This window comes from Halalkalibacter sp. AB-rgal2 (assembly GCF_041821005.1).
Classification (GTDB): domain Bacteria; phylum Bacillota; class Bacilli; order Bacillales; family Bacillaceae_D; genus Halalkalibacter.
Genome location: NZ_JBGUAV010000005.1, coordinates 36,719 through 63,237, shown reverse-complemented (window position 1 = coordinate 63,237; position 26,519 = coordinate 36,719). Strand labels below are relative to the sequence as shown.

At 37.7% G+C, this 26,519-nt stretch carries 20 protein-coding genes; 3 read left to right on the top strand and 17 right to left on the bottom strand.

Features of this window, described 5'->3' with window-relative positions; genetic code table 11:
- The first annotated feature begins 234 nt into the window (after positions 1 to 234).
- Positions 235 to 1,173, top strand: a complete 939-nt coding sequence (locus ACERJO_RS06010) for a phosphotransferase (RefSeq protein WP_373646986.1) — start codon at positions 235 to 237, stop codon at positions 1,171 to 1,173.
- Positions 1,174 to 1,264: 91 nt separating this feature from the next.
- On the opposite strand, the gene ACERJO_RS06005 is transcribed toward ACERJO_RS06010, so the two are convergent.
- The 8 genes from ACERJO_RS06005 to ACERJO_RS05970 form a co-directional block, all read right to left on the bottom strand.
- Positions 1,265 to 1,942 carry an oxidoreductase gene (locus ACERJO_RS06005; RefSeq protein ID WP_373646899.1) on the bottom strand — a complete coding sequence of 226 codons (678 nt, stop codon included), beginning with the start codon at positions 1,940 to 1,942 and terminating at the stop codon, positions 1,265 to 1,267.
- A gap of 184 nt (positions 1,943 to 2,126) precedes the next feature.
- The gene (locus ACERJO_RS06000) at positions 2,127 to 2,516 is read right to left on the bottom strand and encodes a tautomerase family protein (RefSeq protein WP_247105741.1); all 390 of its coding nucleotides are present in this window, start codon (positions 2,514 to 2,516) and stop codon (positions 2,127 to 2,129) included.
- A gap of 85 nt (positions 2,517 to 2,601) precedes the next feature.
- Entirely contained in the window at positions 2,602 to 4,311 is a 1,710-nt protein-coding gene (gene cydC, locus ACERJO_RS05995; protein WP_247105742.1) for a thiol reductant ABC exporter subunit CydC, read from the bottom strand.
- Between the two features lie 3 nt (positions 4,312 to 4,314).
- The gene (cydD, locus tag ACERJO_RS05990) at positions 4,315 to 6,030 is read right to left on the bottom strand and encodes a thiol reductant ABC exporter subunit CydD (protein ID WP_247105743.1); all 1,716 of its coding nucleotides are present in this window, start codon (positions 6,028 to 6,030) and stop codon (positions 4,315 to 4,317) included.
- Positions 6,031 to 6,033: 3 nt separating this feature from the next.
- Positions 6,034 to 6,135 (bottom strand): cytochrome bd oxidase small subunit CydS family protein, encoded by a 102-nt coding sequence (gene cydS / locus ACERJO_RS05985; protein WP_373646898.1) that lies wholly within the window; start codon positions 6,133 to 6,135, stop codon positions 6,034 to 6,036.
- Between the two features lie 14 nt (positions 6,136 to 6,149).
- Complete coding sequence (locus ACERJO_RS05980) at positions 6,150 to 7,166, bottom strand: cytochrome d ubiquinol oxidase subunit II (RefSeq protein WP_373646897.1); 1,017 nt, start codon at positions 7,164 to 7,166, stop codon at positions 6,150 to 6,152.
- The gene (locus ACERJO_RS05975) at positions 7,163 to 8,503 is read right to left on the bottom strand and encodes a cytochrome ubiquinol oxidase subunit I (RefSeq protein WP_373646896.1); all 1,341 of its coding nucleotides are present in this window, start codon (positions 8,501 to 8,503) and stop codon (positions 7,163 to 7,165) included. Before ACERJO_RS05975 ends, ACERJO_RS05980 begins: the two co-directional genes overlap by 4 nt.
- 570 nt (positions 8,504 to 9,073) lie before the next feature.
- Positions 9,074 to 10,534 (bottom strand): protein adenylyltransferase SelO, encoded by a 1,461-nt coding sequence (locus ACERJO_RS05970; RefSeq protein WP_373646895.1) that lies wholly within the window; start codon positions 10,532 to 10,534, stop codon positions 9,074 to 9,076.
- A 168-nt stretch (positions 10,535 to 10,702) separates the two neighbouring features.
- Here ACERJO_RS05970 and ACERJO_RS05965 point away from each other — a divergent pair, with 168 nt between their 5' ends.
- Together ACERJO_RS05965 and ACERJO_RS05960 are read left to right on the top strand one after the other, a co-directional pair.
- Positions 10,703 to 11,539, top strand: a complete 837-nt coding sequence (locus ACERJO_RS05965; RefSeq protein WP_247105747.1) for an AraC family transcriptional regulator — start codon at positions 10,703 to 10,705, stop codon at positions 11,537 to 11,539.
- 47 nt (positions 11,540 to 11,586) lie between these two features.
- Positions 11,587 to 12,180 carry a YesL family protein gene (locus ACERJO_RS05960; protein ID WP_373646894.1) on the top strand — a complete coding sequence of 198 codons (594 nt, stop codon included), beginning with the start codon at positions 11,587 to 11,589 and terminating at the stop codon, positions 12,178 to 12,180.
- A 124-nt stretch (positions 12,181 to 12,304) separates the two neighbouring features.
- Here ACERJO_RS05960 and ACERJO_RS05955 read toward each other — a convergent pair whose 3' ends face one another.
- The 9 genes from ACERJO_RS05955 to ACERJO_RS05915 form a co-directional block, all read right to left on the bottom strand.
- A complete protein-coding gene (locus ACERJO_RS05955) occupies positions 12,305 to 13,216 on the bottom strand; it encodes a carbohydrate ABC transporter permease (protein WP_247105861.1) in 912 nt (303 codons plus the stop codon).
- A 117-nt stretch (positions 13,217 to 13,333) separates the two neighbouring features.
- On the bottom strand, positions 13,334 to 14,233 hold the full coding sequence (locus ACERJO_RS05950; RefSeq protein ID WP_247105749.1) for a carbohydrate ABC transporter permease: 900 nt from the start codon (positions 14,231 to 14,233) through the stop codon (positions 13,334 to 13,336).
- On the bottom strand, positions 14,217 to 16,868 hold the full coding sequence (locus ACERJO_RS05945) for a DUF5696 domain-containing protein (RefSeq protein ID WP_373646893.1): 2,652 nt from the start codon (positions 16,866 to 16,868) through the stop codon (positions 14,217 to 14,219). The genes ACERJO_RS05950 and ACERJO_RS05945 overlap by 17 nt, the downstream gene beginning before the upstream one ends.
- Positions 16,869 to 16,888: 20 nt before the next feature.
- On the bottom strand, positions 16,889 to 17,512 hold the full coding sequence (locus tag ACERJO_RS05940; protein WP_373646892.1) for a Yip1 family protein: 624 nt from the start codon (positions 17,510 to 17,512) through the stop codon (positions 16,889 to 16,891).
- Entirely contained in the window at positions 17,499 to 18,968 is a 1,470-nt protein-coding gene (locus ACERJO_RS05935; RefSeq protein ID WP_373646891.1) for a gluconolactonase, read from the bottom strand. Before ACERJO_RS05935 ends, ACERJO_RS05940 begins: the two co-directional genes overlap by 14 nt.
- An 11-nt stretch (positions 18,969 to 18,979) precedes the next feature.
- Positions 18,980 to 19,855, bottom strand: a complete 876-nt coding sequence (locus tag ACERJO_RS05930) for a carbohydrate ABC transporter permease (protein ID WP_247105752.1) — start codon at positions 19,853 to 19,855, stop codon at positions 18,980 to 18,982.
- Positions 19,856 to 19,858: 3 nt separating this feature from the next.
- Complete coding sequence (locus ACERJO_RS05925) at positions 19,859 to 20,752, bottom strand: carbohydrate ABC transporter permease (protein ID WP_373646890.1); 894 nt, start codon at positions 20,750 to 20,752, stop codon at positions 19,859 to 19,861.
- A 93-nt stretch (positions 20,753 to 20,845) separates the two neighbouring features.
- Positions 20,846 to 23,773 (bottom strand): extracellular solute-binding protein, encoded by a 2,928-nt coding sequence (locus ACERJO_RS05920; protein WP_373646889.1) that lies wholly within the window; start codon positions 23,771 to 23,773, stop codon positions 20,846 to 20,848.
- A 198-nt stretch (positions 23,774 to 23,971) separates the two neighbouring features.
- Positions 23,972 to 25,333, bottom strand: coding sequence for an ABC transporter substrate-binding protein (locus ACERJO_RS05915; protein WP_373646888.1), 1,362 nt, complete (start codon positions 25,331 to 25,333; stop codon positions 23,972 to 23,974).
- Between the last annotated feature and the right edge of the window lie 1,186 nt (positions 25,334 to 26,519).

Sequence of the window (26,519 nt, the reverse complement as noted above, 5' to 3'; positions counted from 1 at the left end):
ACACCCTATAATGAAATGACCGCACCAAAGAACCCCCCATTGGAATCCAACGGGGGGTTTTTTAATCGCTATTTTTATATAGAACTCTTACAACATCATAACAAATTTCCAAGAAACAGTCTATTTTTTTTGCCAGATTTTTTATATAGTATGGTTGCCGGCAAAACTTAAAAAAAGGAGTGTTATTTCTTGAAAGTCATTTGTCCCCTCAATCTAATTGATTTACAGGACTATATTAAAAATGTCTTTGGCACCAGTCATTTGGTTTCTAATGTTACACAAATACATGGTGGTGCACAAAAGGTCGTCTACAGGATTCAATGCAGCAATGGATTTTCTTGTGTTCTATATGTGTGGGATCTTACTAAGAATTATTTCAAAGAAGAAAAAGAAATTGAAAATATAACTGAACAATCCTTCGGCAGTGATTTATTTGAGCTAAATAATATGTATTTAACGCAACGAGGAATACGAACCCCCTCTCTCTATAATCTCAATAAGGAAAGGAGTCGTTATTCGTTTGATTATGCTCTTGTTGAATACGTAAACGGACATACAGCAGAAGACTACTTCCATCATTCTGACTCAACGGTTCAAGATAAACTGTTTCAGAGGTTGGGGAATATGTTAACTAACATGCATGCTAACGAAAGTAGCACGTATGGTAAAGCTAATCATAGAGGTATCAATTCGAAACCTTGCCATCAATTGAAGACGGAGAATGCAAAAAGACAGCTATTCTATGCTTCCCAACATATGGACAGCATTCAGGCTAACCATAGCAAACTTCTCGATACTTTATATGAGCTTGAATCAAGAATTGAACCTAGAAGCCGTTATGGATTTATACATGGTGAACTAGGCCCTGACCACGTATTGGTTAATGACAAACTAGAACCATATTTGATCGATATCGAAGGTGCTGGCTTTTTTGACATTGAGCACGAACACAGTTTTTTAGATTTCCGTTTCAGGAATTTTTACCGTTTTCTAAAGAATGATACTCTCGATCCGAACAGGATGCTATTCTATCGATTCCATCACCACATTTCATTAACTTCTGGTGGTTTAAAGCTGCTTCATAGGGGATACCCGGATCAGAAATTTGCAAAAAGACTTGCTGCTCATCATTCTCAATGTGCACTAAATTTTATTGAAGGGTACGCATTATGATTTATTTTGCTTTGTATCTCACATGACGAATAAAAGGTTGATACAAATGGAATTTCTCTCATTTGTATCAACCTCAACGTTATTTGGCTTTTTAGGCATTATTTATTGATAGAGAACCTATTTTTTCAATTTCATCATTCTGATAAATGGCTATACCTTTCTCTTCAGCTTGTGCTACATCATACATTGCCAAAGCAATGGTTTTGGCTTCAATCCCTTTGACCTTTCGTAAAGGTCCGACAAAAAGAAAGGATAAAGCTCTAAACATCACTTCGGCTGTTTTTTCACCAAAGCGAAATTCTGCACGCTCTCCAAGCAGTAAGGAAGGGCGAAAGATCGCAATGGAGTCATAACCTAGCTTTTGCACCTCACCCTCAAGCTCTCCTTTTATTCTGGTGTAAAAGATTGAGGATTTCGCATTCGCACCCATTGCACTTACAAAAAGAAGTTTCTTCGCACCTGCTTTTCGAGATAGCTTTGCTACTCGTAAGGGATACGTCACATCAATTCGATACATGACGTCTTTTGATTGTGCCTTCTTAATCGTTGTTCCTAAGCAGCTAAACACATCGTCTACGTGAAAATCAATCACTGATTCATCAAGCTTATCAAAATCGGTCACGATTTCTGTCAGCTTCTGATCTGCTATTTTTAAAGGTCTACGTACGATCGCAACAACTTTATCATAATTTCCTTGCTTCAATAGCATCTTTAATAGCTCTCGCCCCACCAATCCAGTCGCCCCAACAATTAAAGCTGTTTTAGCCATGATCCTTCCCTCCCTCCAACCAAGCATGAAATGAGCATCCACCATTCGATCTGCTTGCACGGAATCATATATGGCGATCGACAGCGTTTGTGTGTATCGTAAATTATTACCCGTAGCCATTTAAGGCGCTCAACTTCCCTATTGCCCGCGCGAATCCTTTTAAGATACCTATTCACAAACAAACCTAAAGGTCAACGTTATAATTTAGGGCTAGCTCGTCACCAGGTAAGCCGCGAATCCCCCAATGATGCTTCGGTGTTTCAAAGATCGTTAATTCAATATCTTCTTTCCTCATCTTACATTTACTCGTAAGTCTCTCATACAACAACTGAATCAACTTCTTTTTCGTTGCGATCGAGCGTCCTTCAAACATACTAATTTCAATTACCATATAGTTCTCACTTCGATCATTTGAAAAGAAGAAATCTTCCTCATCCATTAAGAAAAATCGTTGAAATTTTTTCTCTTCTGGAAACTCTAAAGCATCAACCATACAAGAATGAATGATACTCGATACTAGCTTCTTCCGCGAATTTAATACATCTTTTAACCCAAATACTTTCACTTGTCCCATACTCATCTCACCTTTCTCATCTCAACTAAACTCTACTTTCACTATAATCTATTCTATATATTACTTCATCATCCCTTCTACATATTCAAATCAAACTACTTTCAATTTCTTTAAGTTTGTAGAAGAAACCCTTTCTCTCCATTAGCTCTGCATACGTCCCGACTTCAACAACCTTGCCTTCATCCATCACAACAATTTGATCCATTTGTTCAAGCCCTGAAAGCCGATGACTTATGAGAATGAGCGTATCCTCCTTAGCTTGCTGATGAAGCCAATGATAGAGCTTCTTCTCTGTTTCCATATCAACGGATGAAGTCGGTTCATCAAGGAGCCATAATCGCCCACCTTTAGCACCAGCCCTTGCCAAAGCTAATCGCTGCTTTTCCCCTCCTGATAAATTTTCTCCACCTTCCATCACTGCATCATCCAATTTGAAGTGTGATAACTGAACATCCTTTAACAGTTGCTCTAACTGTTCCTCCGTCCACTCTTCCTCAAATAAAAGAAGGTTGTCTCTTACCGTACCATAAAAGAACTGACTTCTTTGATAAACAACATTTGCCTGTGCCCAAATAGACTCTTGATCAATTTGCTCAATTGGCACACCGTTAACATGGATTTCACCTTCTGTCTCATACCATTTTAATAATATATGCATGAGCGTAGACTTTCCAGATCCACTTGGTCCAACAATCGCTGTTTTCGATTCTGATGGGAAGTCAATTGTAATATCCTCCAGTGTCTTTCGAAATTCATTGGCAAATCCGAATGATGCACGACGGAATGATAGCGATGGTGCGCATTCACTCATATTCAGTTGAGTAGTAACTCTCTCTTTTCTGTCACCTTCTGCTGTCACCGCCTCCAACCGTTTGGCAGCTTGTTCGCTTTCATCATAATGAATCGGGAAAATAGCCATAGGTACCGAATGCTCAAAGACAATAAAGCTAATCATCACAAGCATCGCTAATAAAACACCATCTAGCTGTCCAGTTGTAACGAAGTAAGCTCCAATAGCAAGGACAGACCATGAAATAAGATGTGCGGCTGCCACATTAAAAGCTTGATTAGAAGCGGATTGCACTCCTTCTTGTTTTTGCTTTAGAACATACACTTTTGACTGATCTCCCAATTGCTGTTCTTTGCCTTCTAGTTGCTGATGAATTTTCAATTCTCGAAATCCATAGAACCATTCTGCTACATCAGTAGAAAGTTGTGCCCTTTCTTGACGAATATCGCTACTGATCTTCTTCTGCCTTTTAGCAAACCAAGCTGGGATGACAAAACCTGTCAAGAACAATCCAATTAATATGCACGCAGCAATGACTATTGAAGAAAATGAAACAAAGAATATCGTACTAAAAAAGACTAACACCATAATAATTGGTGGATAGAGAACGCGTAAAAAAAAGTTTTGCAAGCTTTCCACATCACCAACAATTCGCGCTAACAAATCACCACTGCGGTACGTTCGAAATAAAGAAGCACCTATCTTTTCTATTTTTTCATAGAAATAAACACGCATATCACTAAGCATTGTAAAGGTTGCTCGATGAGAGTAATACCGTTCGGCATAACGACTTAAAGCCCGAGTGAAACTACCGATTTTCACGACCGCTACCATAGCTATTAATACATACATAGGAGGCTCTAAGGCAGCTTGGGAAATTAAGTAGCCATTTGCAGCAAATAAGCCGACAGCCGTCACACCGGCCAAAAAGCCAAAAACGACTGATAAAATAACGTCTTTCTTTTCCCGCATCATTAACCGCACAATAGGTAGAAGATCATTCATGCTCTATTCCACCTCCCGATTCTCTGAGAGCATTTGCGCGTAACGTTCAGATTGCTTTAATAATTGCTCATGCTTTCCCTCAGCTAACAGTGCTCCATTTTCTAGAAAAAGAATATAATTCGCTCTCTTAATCGTTTGCAAGCGATGAGCAACAGTTATGACAAGCGCTTGCTCAGCAAGCTGTTCAATCGAAGCATGAAGCACCTGCTCAGTCACTAAATCTAGACCAGAAGTCGGCTCATCAAATAAAACGATGGCTGGCCTTTTTAAAAAGGCACGACTTATCGCAATACGTTGCTTTTCACCGCCTGATAACCCTCTTCCACCTTCACCAATCATCGTTTGAAACTCGTCAGGAAAAGAGGTAATTAAATCAAGAATACCCGCCTTTTCAGCAGCGTCTCTTAATTCCTCTTCCGTTACATCTAATCCCATCGTTATATTTTCAGCAATCGTACCTGCAAATAAATAAGGATGCTGTGTGACATAACTAATTTGGTTAAACCATTCACTCTCTTTATACGACGTTAACGGAAGACCGTTGACATACAATCCACCTTCAGTAGGCTGTAACAAACCAGACATGATATGTAATAATGTCGTTTTACCAGCTCCACTTTTTCCAACTAACGCCACTTGTCCATGTCGAGGCAACCGAGTGTTTATGCCATTTAATTTAAAGCCCTCTGAACGATAATGAAAATGGACATTCTGTAACTGAAAGGAGGAAATCCTCTCATTGAATCGCTCATGTCCCCATTCCATTCGTTGCTCCTTTTTTTGAAGCTCTTCTTCGATTTTTTCTGCTGCACCACTACTACTTCTCCCAGCATGAAACGCACTTCCTAGCTCCTTCAATAAATTAAAAAATTCTGGAACGAGTAGTAAAATAAAAAAGGCTGTAAAAAAATCAATTTGCTGAAACACAATTAAACGTAACCCTAATTCTAGTGCAACGAGTCCAATACTAAGCATCGAAATAAATTCCAACATTAACGAAGAGGTGAAAGCCACCTTTAATATTTCCATTGTCGTATCACGAAAACGTAAGCTACTTTGACGAATGAGTTCTTTATATTTCTTTGATTTCCCGTATACCTTTAAGCTTTCAATTCCCTGCAATGTATCAAGAAAACGCCCCGAAAAAGCTTTCATGCTTTCTAACTTTTCTTCTGATTTCCGCTGCGTCATTCCGCCAATAATCGCCATAAAAACAGGGATAAATGGTGCTGTCACTAGAAGAATCAAGCCTGAATATACATGTTGACTAAAAATCACAATTAAGATCATCACTGGTGCAATCGTCGAAACCATTCGTTGGGGCACATATTGACGAAAGAAGCTATCTATTTCATCAACAGTATCAAGCATGACACTAACCTTTGCACCAGATTGTCCTTGATAAGACATTGATAATGATTCATTTCCATATGCCTGCAATAAACGTTTCCGAATATCCTCTTTAATCTTTGTCGCCATGCTGACACCTAATCGGTTGCTCCAATATGAAAGCAATGCTCTCATTAATAACACACCTAGTAGCACAAATAATAGAACAATGACGTGTTCAAACGCTACATTTCGTAGGAACACGTCATTTACAATCGTTACAATCAAATACGCTTGAGCGATAACGACTACTCCAAAAGCAATTGCTACAACATATAACAAGGAATATGGTTTCCTTTCAGCCGTTGCTAACCTTTGCAAAATTTTCATCAGCTAATCCTCATATTTCGTACTTTTATGTGCCATAACAAAGGAAAGCACAATCGCAAGCCCGGCGACAAGAAGAGGAGCATAAAACAATAGAAAGTTGTACATCTTATCGTTCCTCCTTATTTCCCTTTTTGGATATATGGTTTGTTCATAATGAATAATTTAAACACTAAATATAGCGATGGAATCAACAGCATGAACCCTAAAATAAAGACGACAATTAATGTATACGCCATCGTTTCATTTGTAAACCCATCATAAATCGTTACATCTGGATATAATAAATATGGATATCGTGAAACTCCGTATGCATAAAAGGCAATCGCAAATTGTAATACAACAAAGATAAACGACTTACCGTATAACTGCTTCCTTAATAACCATAGGCTGACGATGAAACAGACAAACGAAAGAGCAAACAACCACCATAAAGATAGTAACCCTTCATAATGGGAAGGATTATGCCACCTCATTTCAATAATAATGCCTAATGCCGTTACAATCGTCGGAAAGCTCCAAATCCACGTATACTTTCGAAAGAGGTTCAAAGCTTTCCTATCTTTTGCAACAGATGAATAATAAGCTAGAAAGCTAGCAGAAATAAACAAAACACTGACAAGACTTAGAACAATAATCGACCATGCAAACGGGCTTGTAAATAACCCAATATAATCGAGCTCAATCCGCCCTGATGACGTTGTATGAATAAAACCACCTTGGGACACAATTAACGCTGTCGTTAAAGACGCCGGAATAAGGACACCAGTTATACCATACATAAGTGTATATCCGACATGACCTTTCTTTGTCCCATACGTGCCAAATGCATAATAGCTACCACGTAGCGCCAATAAAATAATCGATATACTAATTGGAATTAAGAGAACTGTACCAAAATAGTAAGCTGTACTTGGAAAAAAACCGATCATCCCAACAAAGAAAAACACAAGAAAGACATTTGTAATCTCCCAAACAGGGGATAAGTAACGTTGAATGACCGTATTCACAATATGGTTCTTCTTCGTCACAATCGTAAATGCATTAAAGAAGCCTGCTCCAAAGTCAATGGAAGCAATAATGACATAGCCAAAAAGGAATAGCCACAAGACGGAAATCCCTATAATTTCAACGGTCATTTTGCAATACCTCCCTTGGCGTCAGTCTGCCTTTCTAATTCTTTTTCAACTGGGTTATTTTTAAACATTCTCGATAATACAACACCCGTACCCACAACTAAAATAAGGTAAAGCACGGCAAAAGCAATAAACATCACCCATACATATGGTGAATCAGTTGCCCCTTCGGCCGTTGTCATATATCCTCTCATAATCCACGGCTGTCGACCCATTTCAGCAAACCACCACCCTGCTTGAATGGCAAGCATCGCCAATGGACCTGAGGCAACAAGCAACCGTCGGAATAATTTCGTCTTAATAAACGACCAGTTGCGATAAAGGGCCACTATATAGAAAAGTGCCAACGCCGTTAACCCTATTCCAATCGTAATCATCATGTCAAAAAAGTAATGCACGATATACGGAGGATGATATTCCTCTGGAAACTGATCAAGGCCGACCACTTCACCTGTAAAGTTACTATGCACTAAAAAGCTTAGCGCATATGGAATACGAATCGCATATTTAACTTCATTCGTTTCCGTCAACACCCCATACAGCACGAGTGGAGCTTCTTCTTCTGTCTCAAAGTGCCATTCCGCAGCAGCAAGCTTCTCAGGTTGATACTCAGCTAAGAACTTCCCTGAAAAGTCACCAACAACGGCTGTCGCGATCGAAAAGATAAGAGCCACTTTCATCGTTAACGCAAGTCCTTTACGGTGATACTCGTGACGATTTCCCTTTAATAGATGATAAGCGGCAATTGAGGCTAGAACAAAGGCAGTAGTCATATATGCTGATGTGAGCACATGTCCAACCTTCGTTGGCATCGCTGGATTAAACATCGCCAAAAACGGCTGAATATTGGTCAATTGTCCATCAACTAACGCAAAGCCTTGTGGCGTATTCATAAAGGCATTAACAGACGTAATAAATAATGCCGACATCGCTCCGCCGATTAATACTGGAATTAAGAGCATAAAATGTTTAAATGGATTTTTAAAACGGTCCCACGTATATAAGTAAATTCCTAAGAAAATGGCTTCAAAGAAAAACGCAAAAGTCTCCATAAATAATGGTAACGCAATAAGCTGACCAGCAAATTCCATAAAGCTAGGCCATAAAAGCGCTAACTGGAGAGCAATCGCCGTTCCGGTCACAACCCCAACCGCAACTGTAATCACATACCCTCGTGCCCAGCGTTTTGCCATAAGCAAATAATGCTCATCATTCCTCTTTAAGCCGAGCCAGTGAGCAATAAGTATCAAAATTGGTACACCCACACCGAGAGTTGCATAGATGACATGTACTGACAATGTCATCATCGTTAAATATCGACTAAATTCAACTGAATCCATCTTCTCTCCTCCTTGTCCTCTCCCTTTCATAAGCAGAAGATACTACCTATTGTATAACGGAAATGTATGTGAAAAATATCACAAATCAAACAATTTTGTTACAAAGGAGTGATGAATTTATGACATAAGAAAACTGCGATAGCATCTTTTCTTATAAGTGTTGTGCCGAGCCGTTCATAGGGTGTAGCTCATCAATGCGTGATCACTACTTTTGCGAACCTACTTGCATAGGGACAACCAACAAAGTTAATCCTCATTCCTCTAAATAAGAGAAAAAACATTTCCTGAAAAGAAAATGTAGCCCTCATTCCGCTATTTTGGCTTTTATGGCTCCTTTTGGACTCATTTATCTTAAATAGAGGAATGAGGAACCGCATAGAGCACGTGACCTTTGCCCCCCGCTTCTTCACTGAGTGGTTCCGATAGCTCCTTCGGTTATTCTCACAATTCCTTCCATGAATTTTATAAATTTTGATTATGTAAGAAAAGCACGATAGCGTCTTTTCTTAATACAGAAAGACATGTTAACCATTTACCCGTTAACATGTCTTTCTAACCACACTATATCAATTAAGTTCCACATAAAGTCTGATATGGACGATCCGATGGTGCTGGTGGCTGACAATATTTCGTTAATTCCATAGAATAATCATATGGTTTCTCTAATACATGAAGAAGCTGTTTCATAACATCATAATCATCATCTTCTACAGCCGCTGCCAACGCTTCCTCTACACGATGATTACGTGGGATGACCACAGGGTTGGACTTTTGCATTCGTTCCTGAACGATTTCCTCAGAATGACCTTGTTTAGCTAACCGCTCCATCCATTGCTTATGCCATGCTTGGAAGGACTTCGTTTCGAATAATGCTTCTTCATCTAATTGACCCAATGTTAGCGCTCTAAATGTATTCGTATAATCAGCTTCATGGGTATCCATCATTTTCAAAAGACTGTTAATAAGCTCTTGATCGCCATCTTCTCCATCTACCAACCCTAGCTTCTTTCTCATTCCAGTTAACCATTCTTCTTGAAAGGATTCTGAGAATGTCGCAATCGCCCCTTCCGCTAGCTTAACTGCTTGCTCCTTGTCCTCATGTAACAAAGGGAGGATCGCTTCTGCCAACCTTGCCAAACCCCAGGCAGCCATATATGGTTGATTTCCATATGCATAACGCCCTTGTCGATCAATCGAACTATATACAGTCGTAGGGTCATACTTATCAATAAATGCGCATGGTCCATAATCAATCGTCTCACCGCTTATCGCCACGTTATCCGTATTCATCACACCATGCACAAATCCAACGAGCTGCCATTTTGCAACTAAACTTGCCTGTTTTTTTATAACTTCTTCTAATAAACGCAAATAACGTTGATGATTATCAGCAATATAAGCAAAATGCCGATCAATTGTATAGTCCGCTAAAGCTTGCAGATCATTCTTCTCACCAAACTGAGCAATATATTGAAAGGTTCCTACACGAATATGACTAGCTGCAACTCTTGTTAAAATGGCTCCATCTAACTCCGTTTCGCGATATACTAGTTCCCCCGTCTTCACAACAGCTAAGCTGCGACTTGTCGGAATACCTAATGCGTACATCGCTTCACTTATCATATATTCACGTAACATCGGACCTAGTGAAGCTCGACCATCACCTCCACGTGAATATGGTGTCCGCCCAGCTCCCTTCAGTTGAATATCTACTCGTTCTCCAGTTGGTGTCACTTGTTCACCTAAGAGAATCGCCCGACCATCTCCAAGCATTGTGAAATGCCCGAATTGGTGACCTGCATAGGCTTGTGCAATGGGGTCAGACCCCGGTGGAAATTGATTCCCTGCGAATATTTGTGCAGCTTCTTCCCCTTTTAATTCGCTAGCCTCTAACCTTAATTCTTCAGACAGACGTTCATTTACGATTACTAATTCAGGTGACGGGACGGGTGTTGGCTTTTGATGTGAATAAAATGAATTTGGTAACTTTGTATAGCTGTGATCTAGGTTCCAACCATGTTCGATAGTCATAACGACTCCTTTCAGCTTCATGAAATTGATCATTAAAGTATGATCTTTGCAATTGTAGAATGCCCTTTATTATACGCGAACATTTCATATAAAAATTATACGTCATCTTTCCAACTTCCCTATGATATAATGCTTACAAACGACTATTAGTTTTTAGGGGGGGATGCGATGCAAATACTCAAGTATGTTACTAATAGTATTCCATACAATGATCTATATTTAAATCAATATGGTTCTGAGCTTTGCTGCCCTGATCATTTTCAAGGTCCTAAAGCTAGAGAAGATTACTTAATCCACTATGTCTTTTCCGGGAAGGGTATATTCATTATTGATGGTAAAACGTATCACTTAGAACAAGGCAACGGATTTCTTATCTGCCCAAAAATGGTTTCATATTATAAAGCAGATAGTCATGACCCTTGGCATTATTACTGGGTGGGCTTCCATGGAGTACATGCAGAATCATTCCTCCGTCTTGCCAATTTAAGTGCAAGTCATCCAATCTTTAATTACGATAAAGACCAACTACTGATTCAGCATTTTATTGAACTAATTAGTGAAAATGATAGTAATATGGCTGCTGAGTTAAAACGAACTGGACAACTTTATTCAATATTATCTCTCCTAATTCAAGCAAATACGCATACTCAGAAAAAAAATCACTATAAAAAAACTAGTAATCAAGCAGACTATGTTAGAAAAGTGGTTGATTTTATTGAGCAGAACTATATGAACAAGATTACTGTATCTGAAATTGCAGATTTCATTGGACTTGATCGTAGTTATCTATGTTCTATTTTCAAAAAAAATATTCATTGTAGCATACAAGAATATTTAATCCAGCTTAGAATTAATAAGGCATGTACTTTGTTAAATAATAGTGACCTTTCGATTGGCAATATTGCTAAAGCTGTCGGTTATCAAGACCCATTTTTATTTTCAAGAACATTTAAAAAAATTAAAAAAGTTGCACCAAAAGAATATCGTTATAAATCTTTATTTTGATTTTTATGGCAACGCTTACATTTAGAATCGATGACAGAGGTGTCCTTGTGAATATTGTTAATAGTAAATTATATTATTTCCTAGAAAAAATGACAAATTTCTTTTTATTGAATCTAATTTGGTTATTGTTTTCACTCCCAATCATAACTTTATTTCCTGCAACTGCTGCAATGTATGCTGTAATAAGGGACTGGGTTCAAGGAAAAGACAGTGGTGTTATTCAACCATTTTTTCAATATTTCAAAGTGAACTTCAAGCACAGCTTCGCATATGGGATATTATGGGGGATTTGCTTATTTATCTTTTATATTGATCTTGCTATCATCGCTGAATTTGAATCGACCGCCAATTTACTAATGACGTCCTTATTGTTCGTAATTGGATTATTAGTTGCTTTTAATACAGCTTTTATCATTCCAGTTATGGTGCATTTTAAATTATCGTTTTGGGGACACATTAAACATGCCTTTTTATTTTCGATAATGTATTTTCCAACAACATTGCTTTGCTTGTTTATTATTGTTGGGATGGTGATTTTAGTGCTGTACTTACCAGCATTATTATTCGTTATCTTTAGTATTGGTAGTTATGTGGTATTTCGGCTATGTTACCGGACCTTTGAAAAAGTGGGGAAAGTATAAAAGCTAGAACAGCACACATTACTATTACTTCCGGTACTCTAAATGATCACAAAATAAAAAACACTACCAAAAAGTGGACACGGTTAACGCGTCCACTTCAAATCATGTAATACATCTGCTACCTTTATCCAACCACTCCTGTCCGCTCAACACTTTCCACAAAATGCCTTTGAACAAAAATATACAATATAATTAACGGCAGCATCGAAAGTAATACACCTGTATTAACAAGCATCGATAAATAAGATGGATCTACACTACCTGCTCCATCACCAGCTGTCAACCTGTGCGCAATATTAGAACCTACAGACTGCAATTTAGCTGACATAACATTTGCGTTATCAAGAAACATGGTTGTGAAGAAAATATCGTTCCATTGCCAAACAAACGCAAATAGCATGACAGTAATAATTGCCGGTACAGCATTCGGCAACATAATTTTGTAAAACGTCCTTATGACTCCTGCCCCATCAACAAGAGCTGCTTCTTCAATTTCTCTAGGAAATCCTTTAAAAAATTGACGGAAAATAAAAATAAACAAACCTGCTTTTAAGCCCATCCCCGTAACAGAAGAAATTAAAAACGGCCAATAACTCCCTAATAAATTGATTCCATTCCCATCGTTAAACAGCGCAATGACCCCTAAAATATCAAAGTTTCGATATTGAAGATACGTTGGTACCATAATCGTTTGCGGCGGTACAAGGATCGTTAAAATGACAAGGGCAAACAAAACATTTCTTCCTTTAAATTTAAATCGAGCAAACCCATACCCTGCTAATGCACAAGACATAGTTGTCAACAACATTGTTCCACTAGATAACACAAATGAATTTAACATCGTTTGAAAATAATTCATTGTTTCGATAACATATTGAAAATTCTCTAACGTAAAATTTTTCGGAATAAATACAACTGTAGGATCATATAAATCTGACTTATGCTTAAAAGCAATAGACACTTTTATAATTATTGGATATAAAATAACAAAGGATAAGCCAATAATAAGAATCGTTCTAAATAAAACCATCGCCATATTCTTTAGCTTTTCAAAGCTTACATTTATCCGCTCTTTGTTAATCAAAGTGTTAGGCTTTTTCTTTGTTAATTTACTTATTGGAATAGGCAAATTTACCCCTCCTTGTTAGCGCCATCATTGATAGAACACTTTCTTAGAAATAAAATACGTTACAATCGCTAACGTTACGGCAATAATTAGAAAGTAAATCCATGACATTGCAGCACTCAAACCAAAATTAAATTGTTGGAAAGCTGTCTGCTGAATTAACGTCGTCATATCATTACCTGTAAACGAATCGATGACTGAGTAAATCACATTTGTTAAAATAAGCGGACTAATCATCGGAAACGTTATTTTCCAAAATGCTTCATAAGATGTAGCTCCTTCAATATTTGATACCTCATATAGATGAGATGGAATAGCCTGCAAGCCAGCTAAAAAAATAATGATTTGCACACCAGAAGCACTAATAATGTCATAGATTCGATCAACCGCTCCTGTTAAGTAGCTAATAAGAACCTCATTCATCCCCGAACCTATTAGCATTCTCTCTAGCTGTGAGCTCCTCATGCCACCCGTATCTTCAAGCGAACTTGGGCCTCCTTGCTGCATCATACTCTGAAGAAAATCCCCACTTTCAATAGAAGCTATAACTCCAGAAGCCAATATAACTGGCAAGAAGAATATAGCTCTTGCTACCATTCTCCCTTTAAACTTCTGATTAAGTAAAGTGGCAACTAATAAACTAAAAATAACGATTAACGGAACATTCACGACCATATCTAATAATGCTTCAATCAAGGTTCGGTTGTAGTCAACATGATAAGTTAACGCTTGTTGATAGTTTGACATTCCTACCGAATCCAACGATATGCCCGAAGGTGTTAAACTCAATTCACTCAAGCTATATCGAAGTGACTGAAATAAAGGAACAGCAAATAAGGTGATAAAGCCTATGAGCCACGGGGCTATAAATAGCCAGCCCCAATTACCCTTTTTCTGCTCAAGGGTCATCTTACTTTTCTGAAACATTTGCTATCCCCCCTCGAATGACTGCATAGCTCCCCGCTTCAATAGCAACACCATTTACCGAGACCGAATCGTCATTATAATTTACAAGAATGTTTACATCATTACTATAAGTTGTTTGATAGACTCCCTCAGCCACTTTTTCATGTGTGGTGATTACTTCTGTACGAACTTCATTTAATACTTGATTCACTTCCTGATACATTTCAATAGCATCATCCAACCAAACTTGATAATTCATCGAGAAAAGATCATCAAACTCCGTTTCTTTGACAATTGATGAATCTTCATAGAACCATTTAAAATAGACATTTGACCCTGTTTCAAGCGCTTTCAACAATTGATCGTTAATATTTTGGTTAGCACTTAAATTGACGGGCACTCCCGTATAATCAATTGAACCGTGGATAACCATTTGATAGAAAGGGACACTTTCATCTGTAATATTAAATCCAGAACTATAAGTTGGTGCGTGTAAGATATGGTTCGCATGTTGAAGAGCAATTAGGTTGCCTCCTTCTACTAGCAAATTGGTAAATTGATTATCCAATTCACTAAATTGCTCCTGAATCATTCTTTTAGCTTGTTCACGATTAATAACGTTTTTATCACGAAAGTCTGAATTCAATTCGTCTCCCATATCCCTTAAAGACAAACCTTTTATATTTAATTTTGCAAAATCATTAGAGAAGCCTTCGACGTAATCAGGCAGCTTTACAGGAGAAAGGACATAATATGGTAATTTGTTACGATCTCTTCTAAAACTGGCTGGATTAAATGGATATTGAATAGCTGGCTGACGATTCACATATCTTGATGCTTCACGAGAAGGATTGAATGTAAACGAATTACGTTGAACATTTAAAAACGTGACATCTGGATAAAGATCAATTTGTTTGCTCTGCAAAAAGGAATGAAATTCTTCTAGTCCTTTTTTTCCACCTATTTGCGAATCAACCTTCACACTCTTTGGTGCCTTATGCTTCAAGCCACCGTTAAACCATCCTGAATATCTCAGCTTAATATTATGAACACCGGCATCATTGAGCTCATTCACGATTTCTTCTGCCTCTTCAAAAGTCGTTACACTTTCAACTGATTGGTAAGGCACACCAAGGAATGCTTTTCTTTTCACAATGGAACCCACGAGTTCTAAATAAAATGGGAGCTCCTCTGTTGGTTCTAAAGGAGATAAATGAGTACTTTCTAATAAATAATTGCGATAATACTCAGCCATCCCAGAGTAGCTTGCTTTTTCACTATCTAAAAACTTGTAACGTATTCTCATATTATCTTGATAGCCATCTTGTTGAAACATAGTGATTGTACTAGCTCTTTCACCACCAGTTAGCGTGATCTGTGCCCCCTCTCTCAAATTGAAGCGACTGTTCACCGTATTATAAGAATTCAATCTTCCAGCCACATCTGCTCCAATTGAAGAAATCGCATCTCCTTGCTCAATGATGGCGATAAATGCTTGTTCCTCTTGTTTCATACCAAACACTGGCAAACGAATCTTTTCACTAATCTCCATTTGTTCTCTGACAAATGTAGCCTTATCCTCTCCATATACTCTATCGAGGTAAGGTTGAAAATTTACCTTTTCATTATTTAAATGAATAAGCGCACCTGAGCCATCAGGAACAAATGTATAACCTTCTCTAAATTCATTTGCAGCTCCAAAAAATTCAAGTACTTTCACTTCACTAATAGGGAAGGATTCATTTTGTTCAAGTTCTTCACCTACGACCGTAACAATTAAATGATCTCCATCTAATTCGTATTGAATAGGAACAACAAAATTCGGTTTTCCATATCCTTCTTCTGCTAGTTCACTTCCACCTGCATTATCAATCGCTATATCTTCTTCTGTATAACCAATTTCTTCAAAAAGCTCAATTGTCCGATTTAAAACAATTTTTGAATCGAAGGAAACCTCCCGTCGTTCATAAATGTCCTCTTCCTGAATGTATTGAAAACGACTTTCTAAATCAGCTCTCGTATCTTCATCTTCAATTTTATTTAAAATTAATGTTTCAAATCGTTCTCTGCTAATTCGTTCAGGAATCATTTCAATTCCTTTTGAAGTGTCTCCCAATGTATAGATTACTTTGACGCCATTTTCAATCGTTTCGGATTCAAATTGTCCATCTCTAACACTTTCATTACTATGCATCCGACTCGTTTGGCCAGTAGGATGAAAATAAGTTAATGATAACTGCGAATGAAGAATCGTCTTGTTTTCACCAGATGCAACCGTATCTGTTTGACGATCAATTGGGTTAGAGAACCAAACCTGACCACTTTTTTTTACTTTAACTGCTATTTCTGCAGTTGTACGATGAAAATATAATTCTAATTCGCTGTTTTCTGACATCAATTGCATCTCATCTAAATGAGCTTCTATGTCTTCTTCTGTAACATCATCCCGTTCACTAAGCTCTACTTCCTCTACTTCCAATTCTGCCTCAACTATTGAATCATCCATTACAGGTACATCTATCTCAGCTTCTTCCTCTACGAACTCAGTTGATTCTTCATTTTCCACAGCAACTACAACTTTTTGCTCGAAAACAAGTGGAAGGATGATTGCAATGACAAGTAAAAAATAGAAACCTCGTTTACAGCTGCTAATCATGTCAGTCCTCCTCTCCACCTTTAGGTTCGATATGCCAGCTCTTTAAATATTGTCTCAACAAAAGAATAAATTTGTTGGAATAAACTAAAGGAAAGTAGACCTAAAAAAATTAGAATTCCCATAACCATGACCGTTAAAAAGATCGTTACAATCGTTTTTGTTGCCGTATATTGATGGACGGTCATAATTCCTACAAATAACAAATAGATAAACCAAATAGTCGCTACCCCATCCAGAAAGAAATAAAAAACAGCTTCCTCAAGGGTAATAACCTGACTCATCATTGTTGTAAATAGATAGATGAGGATCATCGGTACTAAAGCATATGCTGTAACAATAATAATTTCTTTAAATTTCCCCTCACCATCCATTAGCGTCGTTATCGACCAATTTGCCACACACCAAATAAAAAATGGCAATACAATGAACATAAGCTCATCAAGACTATTTAGTTCATTTGGGTTATTAAAGTTAACTATAAATCCTGCATATTGTCGTTTAATAATAATGGCAACAGTCAACATGAGAAGAATGGTTAGAGCAATGTTCAGTCGACCCTTCCCTTCATACTTCACGTCCCAATATCCCTTAAACGGGTGAATACAAAGGTAAATTGGATATCGAATCAGTTCATTTCGCAGCAACACGTTCTCCTCCTCTCCTAATCCTTCGATATGTTCGGAATACGACGTAAAATAAGGCAAGCGCAAATACTCCCGTCATTACCGTACCAAAATGCTCACGCATCACTTCTTGGCGGTATCGTTTAAAAGCTTTAGAATAGTACTGACGACTATTCCCATTTTCAAAATAAACCATCGCTTCTCTATTTTGTCCTTCCATTAACAACGCTTTTCCAATTCCGACATATGCAACTTCGTAATTGGTATTTAACTTTAAAACCTCATGCCAATAGTTCGCTGATTCTTGATCGTTCCCTTTGTGGTAATGCATAACAGCCTGGTTGACAAGACTGCCAAATTCCGTCGCTTCAAACCGAGTTATTCGATTGAAACCTTTATCAAGAACGAGAACATCCTCCCCTAATCGTGCGATCGCTACTGGATTACGAAACGTCCCTCGTTGCTCACCAAGTTGGCCAAAAACATAAAGTAAATTACCATCTTCATCATAGGTAAATACACGCCCTCTATTCAGATCTAGAGCGCTATATACCCCATAATCATTCACATCAATATCTATAAAGGTTGAACTCCCTGCGTAATGACCAACATGTGCGATCTCTAAATCTCCGATTGGATCGTGATACCCTTGTTTTCTAAGCACGTCCTCTCCTGTTGGGTTCAATCGTTGGATCGGAGTATTCGTATTCCGTTCTGAATTGGTTGTATAAATAAACCCTTCATCATCCAGCGCCAGATTATTAAACTCAATTGGGATAAATAGGGACATTTGAGCACGCTGTTCACGTGTAGCAAACACTCTCCATACATATTCGATTGGGTTAAAGGTGACTCGATTTGCGCCCGTGAAACCTGAAAAATGGCCATCGGAATCAAATTCGATTATTCCATCATAAATGCCACGTCCAATCACATAGATTCTCTTTGCTTGATCTACTGCAATTTTTACCGGATAGTACTCAAAGCCGGCACGAATCACATCTGATTCTGGTTTACCAATTTCTCTAATAAACTCTCCGTCTTTTGTAAGTTCAACAACCCGCTGATTATTCGTATCTGCCACATAAATAAATCCATCATCAGTGACAAAAATCCCTTGTGGATGATTAAATTGGTCTATTTCCGATCCATTTTTAAACTCCTCAATCGATCGAATGAACGTAAAGCCCTCATCAAACACAAGAATTCGATTATTGCCTGAGTCTAGTAAGTAAATGTCATGATCCTGCGTAACGAAAACATCCTCAGGTGAGCGTAAACGGCCATATTCTTCATCTATTCCATCTAAAATTTCCCCTGGTAAGTATGGAATTGCCGAAGGGTTTGTATTTTCCCAATATGAATAGTTATAGCCAGGATACGGTGCATTTGCAGCTGCTCCCAATGGTGCTAGCATTGTAGAAAAGAGTAAGAGGAGCAACAGTAGCGTTCCACATTTCACATTGAATCGTTTCAATTGACTCCCTCCTATTCCTTCATCCCTGAAGATGACATCGTCTGAATAATACTAGCCTGTGAAAATAGAAATACAATGATAGGAACGGACATCAGCATAAATGCCACAGCAGCTGCGGCTCCAGCACGGGCAATCCCACCTTGAATAATTTGTCCCATTGCATAGTTCATTGTTTTCAACTCTTCACTATAAATAAAATTTCCTCCATCTGTACCCCACAATTGTTGGAACAAAAGAATCATCAATGTCAGCCATGCCGGTTTCACTAACGGCATCACAATTTGCCAAAAAATTCTGTATTCACTTGCCCCATCAATCCTTGCCGCTTCCAACAAACTATCAGGAAGTTGTTCCATGAATTGTTTCATCAAATACAACCCAAGTGGAAATGCAAATGACGGAACGATAATCGCCCAATAGCTATCCACCCAGCCAAGCACTGACATCGTCATGTAGTTTGGAATTGCCGTAACGTGTGGAGAAAACATTAACGATAAAACAACAAGCGTGAACAAAATATTCATTCCTGGAAATTTATGCTTCGCTAATGGATAAGCAGCAGCTGCGGAAAAAATAATATGTCCTGCAGTTCCAACAATCGTAATAAAAAACGTGTTAAAAACATATCGCGAGAACGGAACCCATGAGTCTGCCATTAAATGGACAAGATCAACAAAATTATTAAAGGTTGGATTTCTCACAAAAAATCTTGGTGGAAATAAGAAAATTTCATCTAGCGGTTTAAATGCATTATTAATCGTATACACGAGTGGTAATGCCATAAAAGCACCAAAAAGCCCGATAAAAGCAAATAGTCCAAGCGTTCCCCACCATGATCGATTTAGCTTTTTCTTTTTTTTGTACTTCAATCTTAAGGTCAACGCCATTAACTATTCCCCCACCTTTCTCAGGAGCTTTTGTATAATTAGGTTTGTTGTCATCATAATGATAAATAATATCGTCGCGATAGCTGAGGCATAGCCCATTTCAAAACGAATAGTACCGTAGTCAATTAAGTGGGTAACAATTGTATGACCAGCATATTGAACGCTCGGAAAGCCTGCTAAAGCCATTGATACATCCGCAACTGCAAACGTCATTGTTATTTGAATAACCGCGCCAAACATTAATTGCGGTCGCATCGCTGGAAGCGTTAAAAACCATAGTTCTTGCCAGCGATTACGAATCCCATCAATCGCACCAGCCTCATACATCGTGCGATCAACATTTTGCAAACCAGCAATGAACGCAAGGAAACTAGTTCCAAGACTGAGCCATAATTGCACGAGCATGATAATTGCCAGAATATAAGTTGGATCCTGTAGCCACTGAATTGGTTCATAAATAATGCCTATTTTCATTAGAAAGCCGTTGGCGTAGCCATAGCTGTCTCCAGAAAAAATAATTAACCAAATAAAGAAGATGTTCCCGGAAATAGAAGGAGCGAAAAAGATTAGTGTAAGAAACGCTCTCAACTTTGAATTAAATTCATTAATTAACCAAGCAAAAATGAAACAAGCTACGTAACTAATTGGACCAGTAACAGCTGCAAACAACATCGTATTTTTTAAAGCTATTAAAAAGACATCATCCTCTAAAAATAGTCTTGCGTAATTTTGCCAACCGACCCAACGCGGAAATTCCAACATATTAAAATAGGTAAAGCTTACGACGATTGATATCAGTACAGGCAATATCGTAAAGAGAAAGAATAAAAGGAAATAAGGCGCCATTAAGATGTAAGAATGCTTATGAAGCTTTAAATTTCTTTTTAATCCTTGCAACCTTTTAGGTTTTTGATACGAGACTAGTTGCCCTGACTTCTCAACCGCTAGATTCTCTGAATGTTTTTCACCCTTTAAAATATGTAACCCCTCCTATTCCAGCGGCAGGTCAAACTCTGTACGCTTTATTCTAATTTCATCATTAATGTAAATAATATAATCACTTAAAGCTTCACGAGGGTTCGTTCCATTGTTTACTACTTCTCTGAAAGCGTTGTCTAAATGCCTTCCTGTAAAATAACCACCCGGAACTTCAGGCACCCCTTGCACCCATTGCCACTGTTCCTCTAATCTTTCGTAATCTTTAACTGGCCATGGTAACTCTTGTAAAGCTTCAATATTAGCTGTTGGGTAACGAGCTGCTGCCCCCATCAGACCTTCCATTTCTCTTCCGAAACGAACTTGAATTTCTTTACTAGTCCACCATTTTAAAAATTCCCAACTTGCATCTTTATTTTCGGCTTTTTCCATTATGATTGCAGCTGTTCCAGTACTCCCTACATCGCGGCGAATGGAGCCATCAAGTTGCTCTGTACCTGGAATTGGCGCAAACTCCCACAATCCTCGAATTTCTGGTGCAGATACTGAAAGATGATTATAAAATGTATAATCATCAATGCCAATTGGCATTTCCCCTGTACGGAATCGGTTTGGAAAGTCAAACTTTAGAGGCAGTTTATAATTTGTATAAAGGCTGCTCCAGCGATTAAATACACTCATGGCAATAGCAGAATCAAGAGCACTTACCTTCGCATCATTTTTATACAGTTCACCGTCTTCCTGATAGAGCATCATTGTAAACGTTTGATTTGGAATTAGGTTTTGTACATCACCAGGATTTTCTGGGTCTTGTAGTAATGGCAGAGCTAAATCCATATGATTTCTCTGTAAAACTGGGATCATTTCTAAAACGTCTTGCCATGTTTGCGGAACGTCAATACCCAGCTCTTCTAAAATATCTTTTCTATAAAAGAGCATGCTGAACATTTGTTGTTCAGGTAAGCCAAAGACACCATCATTAAATCGATAAGGCAAAACAGCACTATCTCGAAATCTAGGTTCTATCTCCTCAAAATCAGAAAATTGAGTTACATCAACCACAGCATTTCGCATTGCATAATTAACAGGAATTTCATTACCAACCTGCATAGCGACATCAGGTCCTTGATTGGCAAGTGTAGCTGGTAGTAAATTTTCCATTTGTACTAGCTGTAAATTGACATGGATTCCTGTTTCTGGAGTAAATGACTCATCAATCAAAGCTTTCAAAACCTGTGCTTGGTCACGACCAGTTCCAATCCAAACTGTAATCGCATCATCTCCATCACCCTCCGTCACATTCCCAATGCTGTTATAATCCTCAAAGAAAGAGTGAGCAAAAGCACCTATTTCGTGTTTAACTTTGCTATGAAAGGGTGCATCTGCTTCAGGCATTTCCTGTTCAGGGGATGCAATAATGAGATAATCAATTTCCAATGGTTGTTCACGAACGGTTAAAATCCATGTCCCTAGACCACCGACATTGATTTTGTATGAATCAAGTCTACGCTGAATCGTTTCTGGTCTTTGAACAAAGTCACTTAACTGATAGGCCATAGTATTTAAAATGGCCGTTTGATCACTTGTTTCTCCTGTTAAATCAGCCAATTCATCAGCAACTTCTGATAATATCTGACTTTGTCTAGCGAACACCTCTGTCATTTCTGGTATATTCTTTTCTAGTTCATAGTCGCGATATGGATCAGGAACTGTACCTGTAATCATGATAATTTTTCGGTAAATTTCATTTAACTCAAGAACACTCGCCTCCACAGTACGTAACAATGGCGCCATATTCCCAAGTGTGACTTCCATTTTGAGCTCATGAGTTCCCTCAGTTAAATAAAATAAAAAGGGTTCATCATCACCAAATACTTCCATTTTCCAATTGTTATCATAATAAAAAGACACTTGCTCCATCTCTCGAAACGGAATTTCGTCATTAATCATTATTGTTCTCGTCGAATAGATTCCGCGTAGCATATTTTGCCGATTTTTCACACCAATCTTATATAATCCATCTTCTGGAACAGTCATTTCCCAAGTGATCCATTGACCCGGCCAGCGCCAATTGTACCCTCCTATCGTGTTCATTCGTATTTTAGATACATCATATGGCTCTGTAGATGGACTACTACGATCATTGGTCGCATACAGTGTCGGATCTGATTTCAAGGTTGCATGCTCCCCTTGTACTTTAATCATGTGCCCACTTGTTTCTTTGTATCCCATCTCATCATAATATTGCTGAATTTCCTTATATTCAGGAATCTCCTCAATCTGATAAATCTTAATATAATCAATTAACATCGGCTCACGAGACGAAACAAACCGTAAAGTATTGATACCTTCATGAAAATAAAATAAGTACGGTTCCGTGTAATACCCTTCAGAGTCTTTTAAATTCACTTCTTGCCATATCGGCTGCTCTACTTGCCTGGGTCTTAAATCATTTCCACGGTTATCTTGTTCAATTTCATCTAATTCGTTAGTCCAAGTCCGTGGAAAGGTCAATGTGGCTGCACCTTGAAATGGTAGCTCTCCATTAATCAATAATTCTCGTTCAATAGAAGAGCTTTTACCTTCAATAGGAAAATAGCGGATACCAATGTTGTACAATCCCTCTTCCGGGACATCCACTTCCCATTCAACCATACCTATCTCATCTGTTTTCACAGCCTCACCTTGATCGATCTCAGTAACCTCAATATCCATATCTTCTATCTTTGTATAATCCTCTGCCTGAATAATGATCTCCTGATTAGGTCGAGAAAAACCTTGGTAGCGCTCAATATAGTTAGAATAGAGGTCATCACGTATAGTTATATCGCTTCTCTCTAACTCACTCACTGACTCCTCTCCATTTAGATCCTCCTCTGCATAAACGTGAACAGAGCCAAACCATGGTAGAATATTAAAAACAATTAGAAGAAGCGCTAAACTTACATAGATCGATATTTTTAATGCATGTTGAAGCAACAAATCAAGCCCCCTCCTACTCATTTAATAATCTTACTAATTAACTAAACCCCCTGTATCAATCATTTATATCAAGGGGTTCATTGTTTTATTTAATCTCTCTATATGTGTTAAACTGAAGGTAGCTGGTCAGCTACCTATTTCATTATTGATCATACAAAAACACATAAAATGGAGTCATTACTTAATGCTACAATTGAATTATTTCGTAAATTCATCTACTAATGACTGCGCTTCACCTTTCACTTTTGCAACTGCTTGGGAAGGCGATTCAACCCCCTCTGCAATATTCTCATTCATTTCATAAAATGCTTCTTCAAGTCCATAAGCGGGCCAATAATTCGGAATGACATTATTCTGCATATCAATTAGCGTGTTATATGTTTCCATATTAGGAGAAATAATTTCAAACCACTCATTTCGTTCATCCTCTAAAATCTCCCATACTTGTAGATCCTCCCAGATTTGATATACAATTTCAGGATCTTCAACCCCGATAGGTATCGTTAACCCTTCGTAGCTATTAACTGGCACTATATAGTCATCAGCTTGTGGTCCTTTCGGAAAGTAAACATAGCCCCAATCAAATGGAAGATCAGCACGTCCTTCCATTTCCCAACTATAACCTATGACCATTCCGGTAAGTCCTTCTGTAAAGTAACGCTTTGGATCTTCATAGTTATCACCTTCATTCGGCTTAATAACACGATGCTCATTATAAAGCGCTGCCATAAATTCAAGTGCTTCGGTCGCTTTCGGAGAATCAATTTTCACTTCTAAATTAGAAATATCTAAGATATCTTCATCGTTTGACGAGATTAAAAATAAAGGAAGTGCGTTATGGTCAGCACTCATTCCAAATTGTTCTCCTGATGTTAATTCTTTTGCAGCTTCAAGCATTGCGTCCCATGTCCATTCCCCTTTTTCTTGTAGTTCATAAGGGTCAGGCAAACCTGCTTGTTCAAACATCGTTTTGTTATAGAACAAACCACCACTATGATTCACCGTACTTCCAATCATATAAAATTGATCATCCATCGTTCCTAGTTCTTGAGATATTTTAGGAACAGCAATTTCATTTAAATCAGCAAATTCATTTACTGGGATTAAATACTCTTCCTTAACTAATGCAGCAGTCTGAGCAGTTGAAAGACTAACTAAATCTGCAAACGGATCATTCGCCAAAATCGAGTTTGTTAACGTACTTACTTTCTCATCGTATGTTACTTCAACATATTCAATAGTAATATTGTACTTCTCTTCAACTTCAGCATGTCGATCAACGATCATATCTCTTAGTTCAGTTCCCCCAGGTGGTGTCATATCCCAGTGATTAGCAATGCGAATCACACGACCATCAAGATCTACGGCTTGATTTTGTTCCACCTCTTCACCTTCGTTACCTTCTTCATCACCATTTCCTTCTTCATCACTATTTATTTCTTCATCACTATTTATTTCTGCTTCATCAGTTGTTCCAGTTCCATCGCTACTGCATGCGATTAATCCAACGAACATCATTAGAACGATACATAAAAGCATTGATAATTTAAGCGCTTTCATAAAAACAACCCCCTCGTATTGGTCTTTTTGATCATGCTTCCTTTCCACTTTCACCACTATCAGAATTGACTTTAGACATACACCACCTCCTTCGATAATTTTGAGTTTTCCCCCGTAAATGTTTACATTGACACCAATGAAAAACAAATGATACAGAGGTTTAATAAACTAATGGATAACTCGAAATAAATTATGAGCCAATACTAGATGTCTGACCTTCATTATGACAAAACGTAAAAAAATATTTGTTTAACACTAGTTCGCTAATCACTCAAAGATTACGTATGCGCTTACATTACTTAATAAATATATTATAATTAGTTTATTTTTAAGTATATAGATTTATGTGTCTTAAACATGGATTCATGATTGATTTTTTTATTGTGTAAGTTCTGATGCCTTGTGTATATCTTGAATGAACATGTAGTTCTCCTATACTAGGAGCTAGCATTTTTCCACCAATCAGCTTGCATTTCCTCCGCATCCCCTATACAATTTATTCTCTTTTAAGAAAGATGTTGTCTTAAAAGATCAATAAACACACCTTTTAAAACAACCCCTTTTAGCATCTTCATTCTAATATCCACATACATACATTTATATTTTAGTCCCCTCTAATACCCACTTTATTATTCAATGTTTTTAAAACAGTAACACGGCTCAAACGATCTACTCTGCATTATCAGTTCACTTAGAAAATGTAATTTTTATCTCTGTTGAGAGACTTACTATATTTATCGTTAACTTAATACAAGCTAATCACAACACTTATTAAAAAATTGGCTATCTTAGCTTTTTCTTTTAATAGTTTTACACTTATTTCTTTAAAAAAAGGGACTACTTTACTAATCGCCTTTTACCTAAGCCCATAAATGCATCTCAATAAAAACAAGTAATGTTTTAGCTAACCGATTTTTCCAACATACACTACTAACTATTCTCCTCTTGTTTACTAACGTTACATCACAAACAAAAAATCAAGTGATACTCACGTAAACCAAAATCTTAAAAAAGTCACTCTACTCAGACCCATTCTTATGTTAATATATACCTAACATGGAAAAAGGAGATGCAACTATGGCTAATCCTAATACACATAACACACGGAAATCGATTTTATTACTTGCACTAGACTTTATTCTAGTTGGTATATCTCTCATTTGCTTACTTTATCTTCTCACCATTT

What these genes read in the sequence shown, in the direction of transcription:
- cydD (WP_247105743.1), bottom strand. Translation starts at nt 6,030, where the DNA reads ATGAAAATTTTGCAAAGGTTAGCAACGGCTGAAAGGAAACCATATTCC.
- ACERJO_RS05945 (WP_373646893.1), bottom strand. Translation starts at nt 16,868, where the DNA reads ATGATTAGCAGCTGTAAACGAGGTTTCTATTTTTTACTTGTCATTGCA.
- ACERJO_RS05930 (WP_247105752.1), bottom strand. Translation starts at nt 19,855, where the DNA reads ATGGCGTTGACCTTAAGATTGAAGTACAAAAAAAAGAAAAAGCTAAAT.
- ACERJO_RS06000 (WP_247105741.1), bottom strand. Translation starts at nt 2,516, where the DNA reads ATGGGACAAGTGAAAGTATTTGGGTTAAAAGATGTATTAAATTCGCGG.
- ACERJO_RS06005 (WP_373646899.1), bottom strand. Translation starts at nt 1,942, where the DNA reads ATGGCTAAAACAGCTTTAATTGTTGGGGCGACTGGATTGGTGGGGCGA.
- ACERJO_RS05915 (WP_373646888.1), bottom strand. Translation starts at nt 25,333, where the DNA reads ATGAAAGCGCTTAAATTATCAATGCTTTTATGTATCGTTCTAATGATG.
- cydS (WP_373646898.1), bottom strand. Translation starts at nt 6,135, where the DNA reads ATGTACAACTTTCTATTGTTTTATGCTCCTCTTCTTGTCGCCGGGCTT.
- ACERJO_RS05955 (WP_247105861.1), bottom strand. Translation starts at nt 13,216, where the DNA reads ATGGCGATGGTTTTATTTAGAACGATTCTTATTATTGGCTTATCCTTT.
- ACERJO_RS05980 (WP_373646897.1), bottom strand. Translation starts at nt 7,166, where the DNA reads ATGACCGTTGAAATTATAGGGATTTCCGTCTTGTGGCTATTCCTTTTT.
- cydC (WP_247105742.1), bottom strand. Translation starts at nt 4,311, where the DNA reads ATGAATGATCTTCTACCTATTGTGCGGTTAATGATGCGGGAAAAGAAA.
- ACERJO_RS05950 (WP_247105749.1), bottom strand. Translation starts at nt 14,233, where the DNA reads ATGTTTCAGAAAAGTAAGATGACCCTTGAGCAGAAAAAGGGTAATTGG.
- ACERJO_RS05965 (WP_247105747.1), top strand. Translation starts at nt 10,703, where the DNA reads ATGCAAATACTCAAGTATGTTACTAATAGTATTCCATACAATGATCTA.
- ACERJO_RS05970 (WP_373646895.1), bottom strand. Translation starts at nt 10,534, where the DNA reads ATGACTATCGAACATGGTTGGAACCTAGATCACAGCTATACAAAGTTA.
- ACERJO_RS05975 (WP_373646896.1), bottom strand. Translation starts at nt 8,503, where the DNA reads ATGGATTCAGTTGAATTTAGTCGATATTTAACGATGATGACATTGTCA.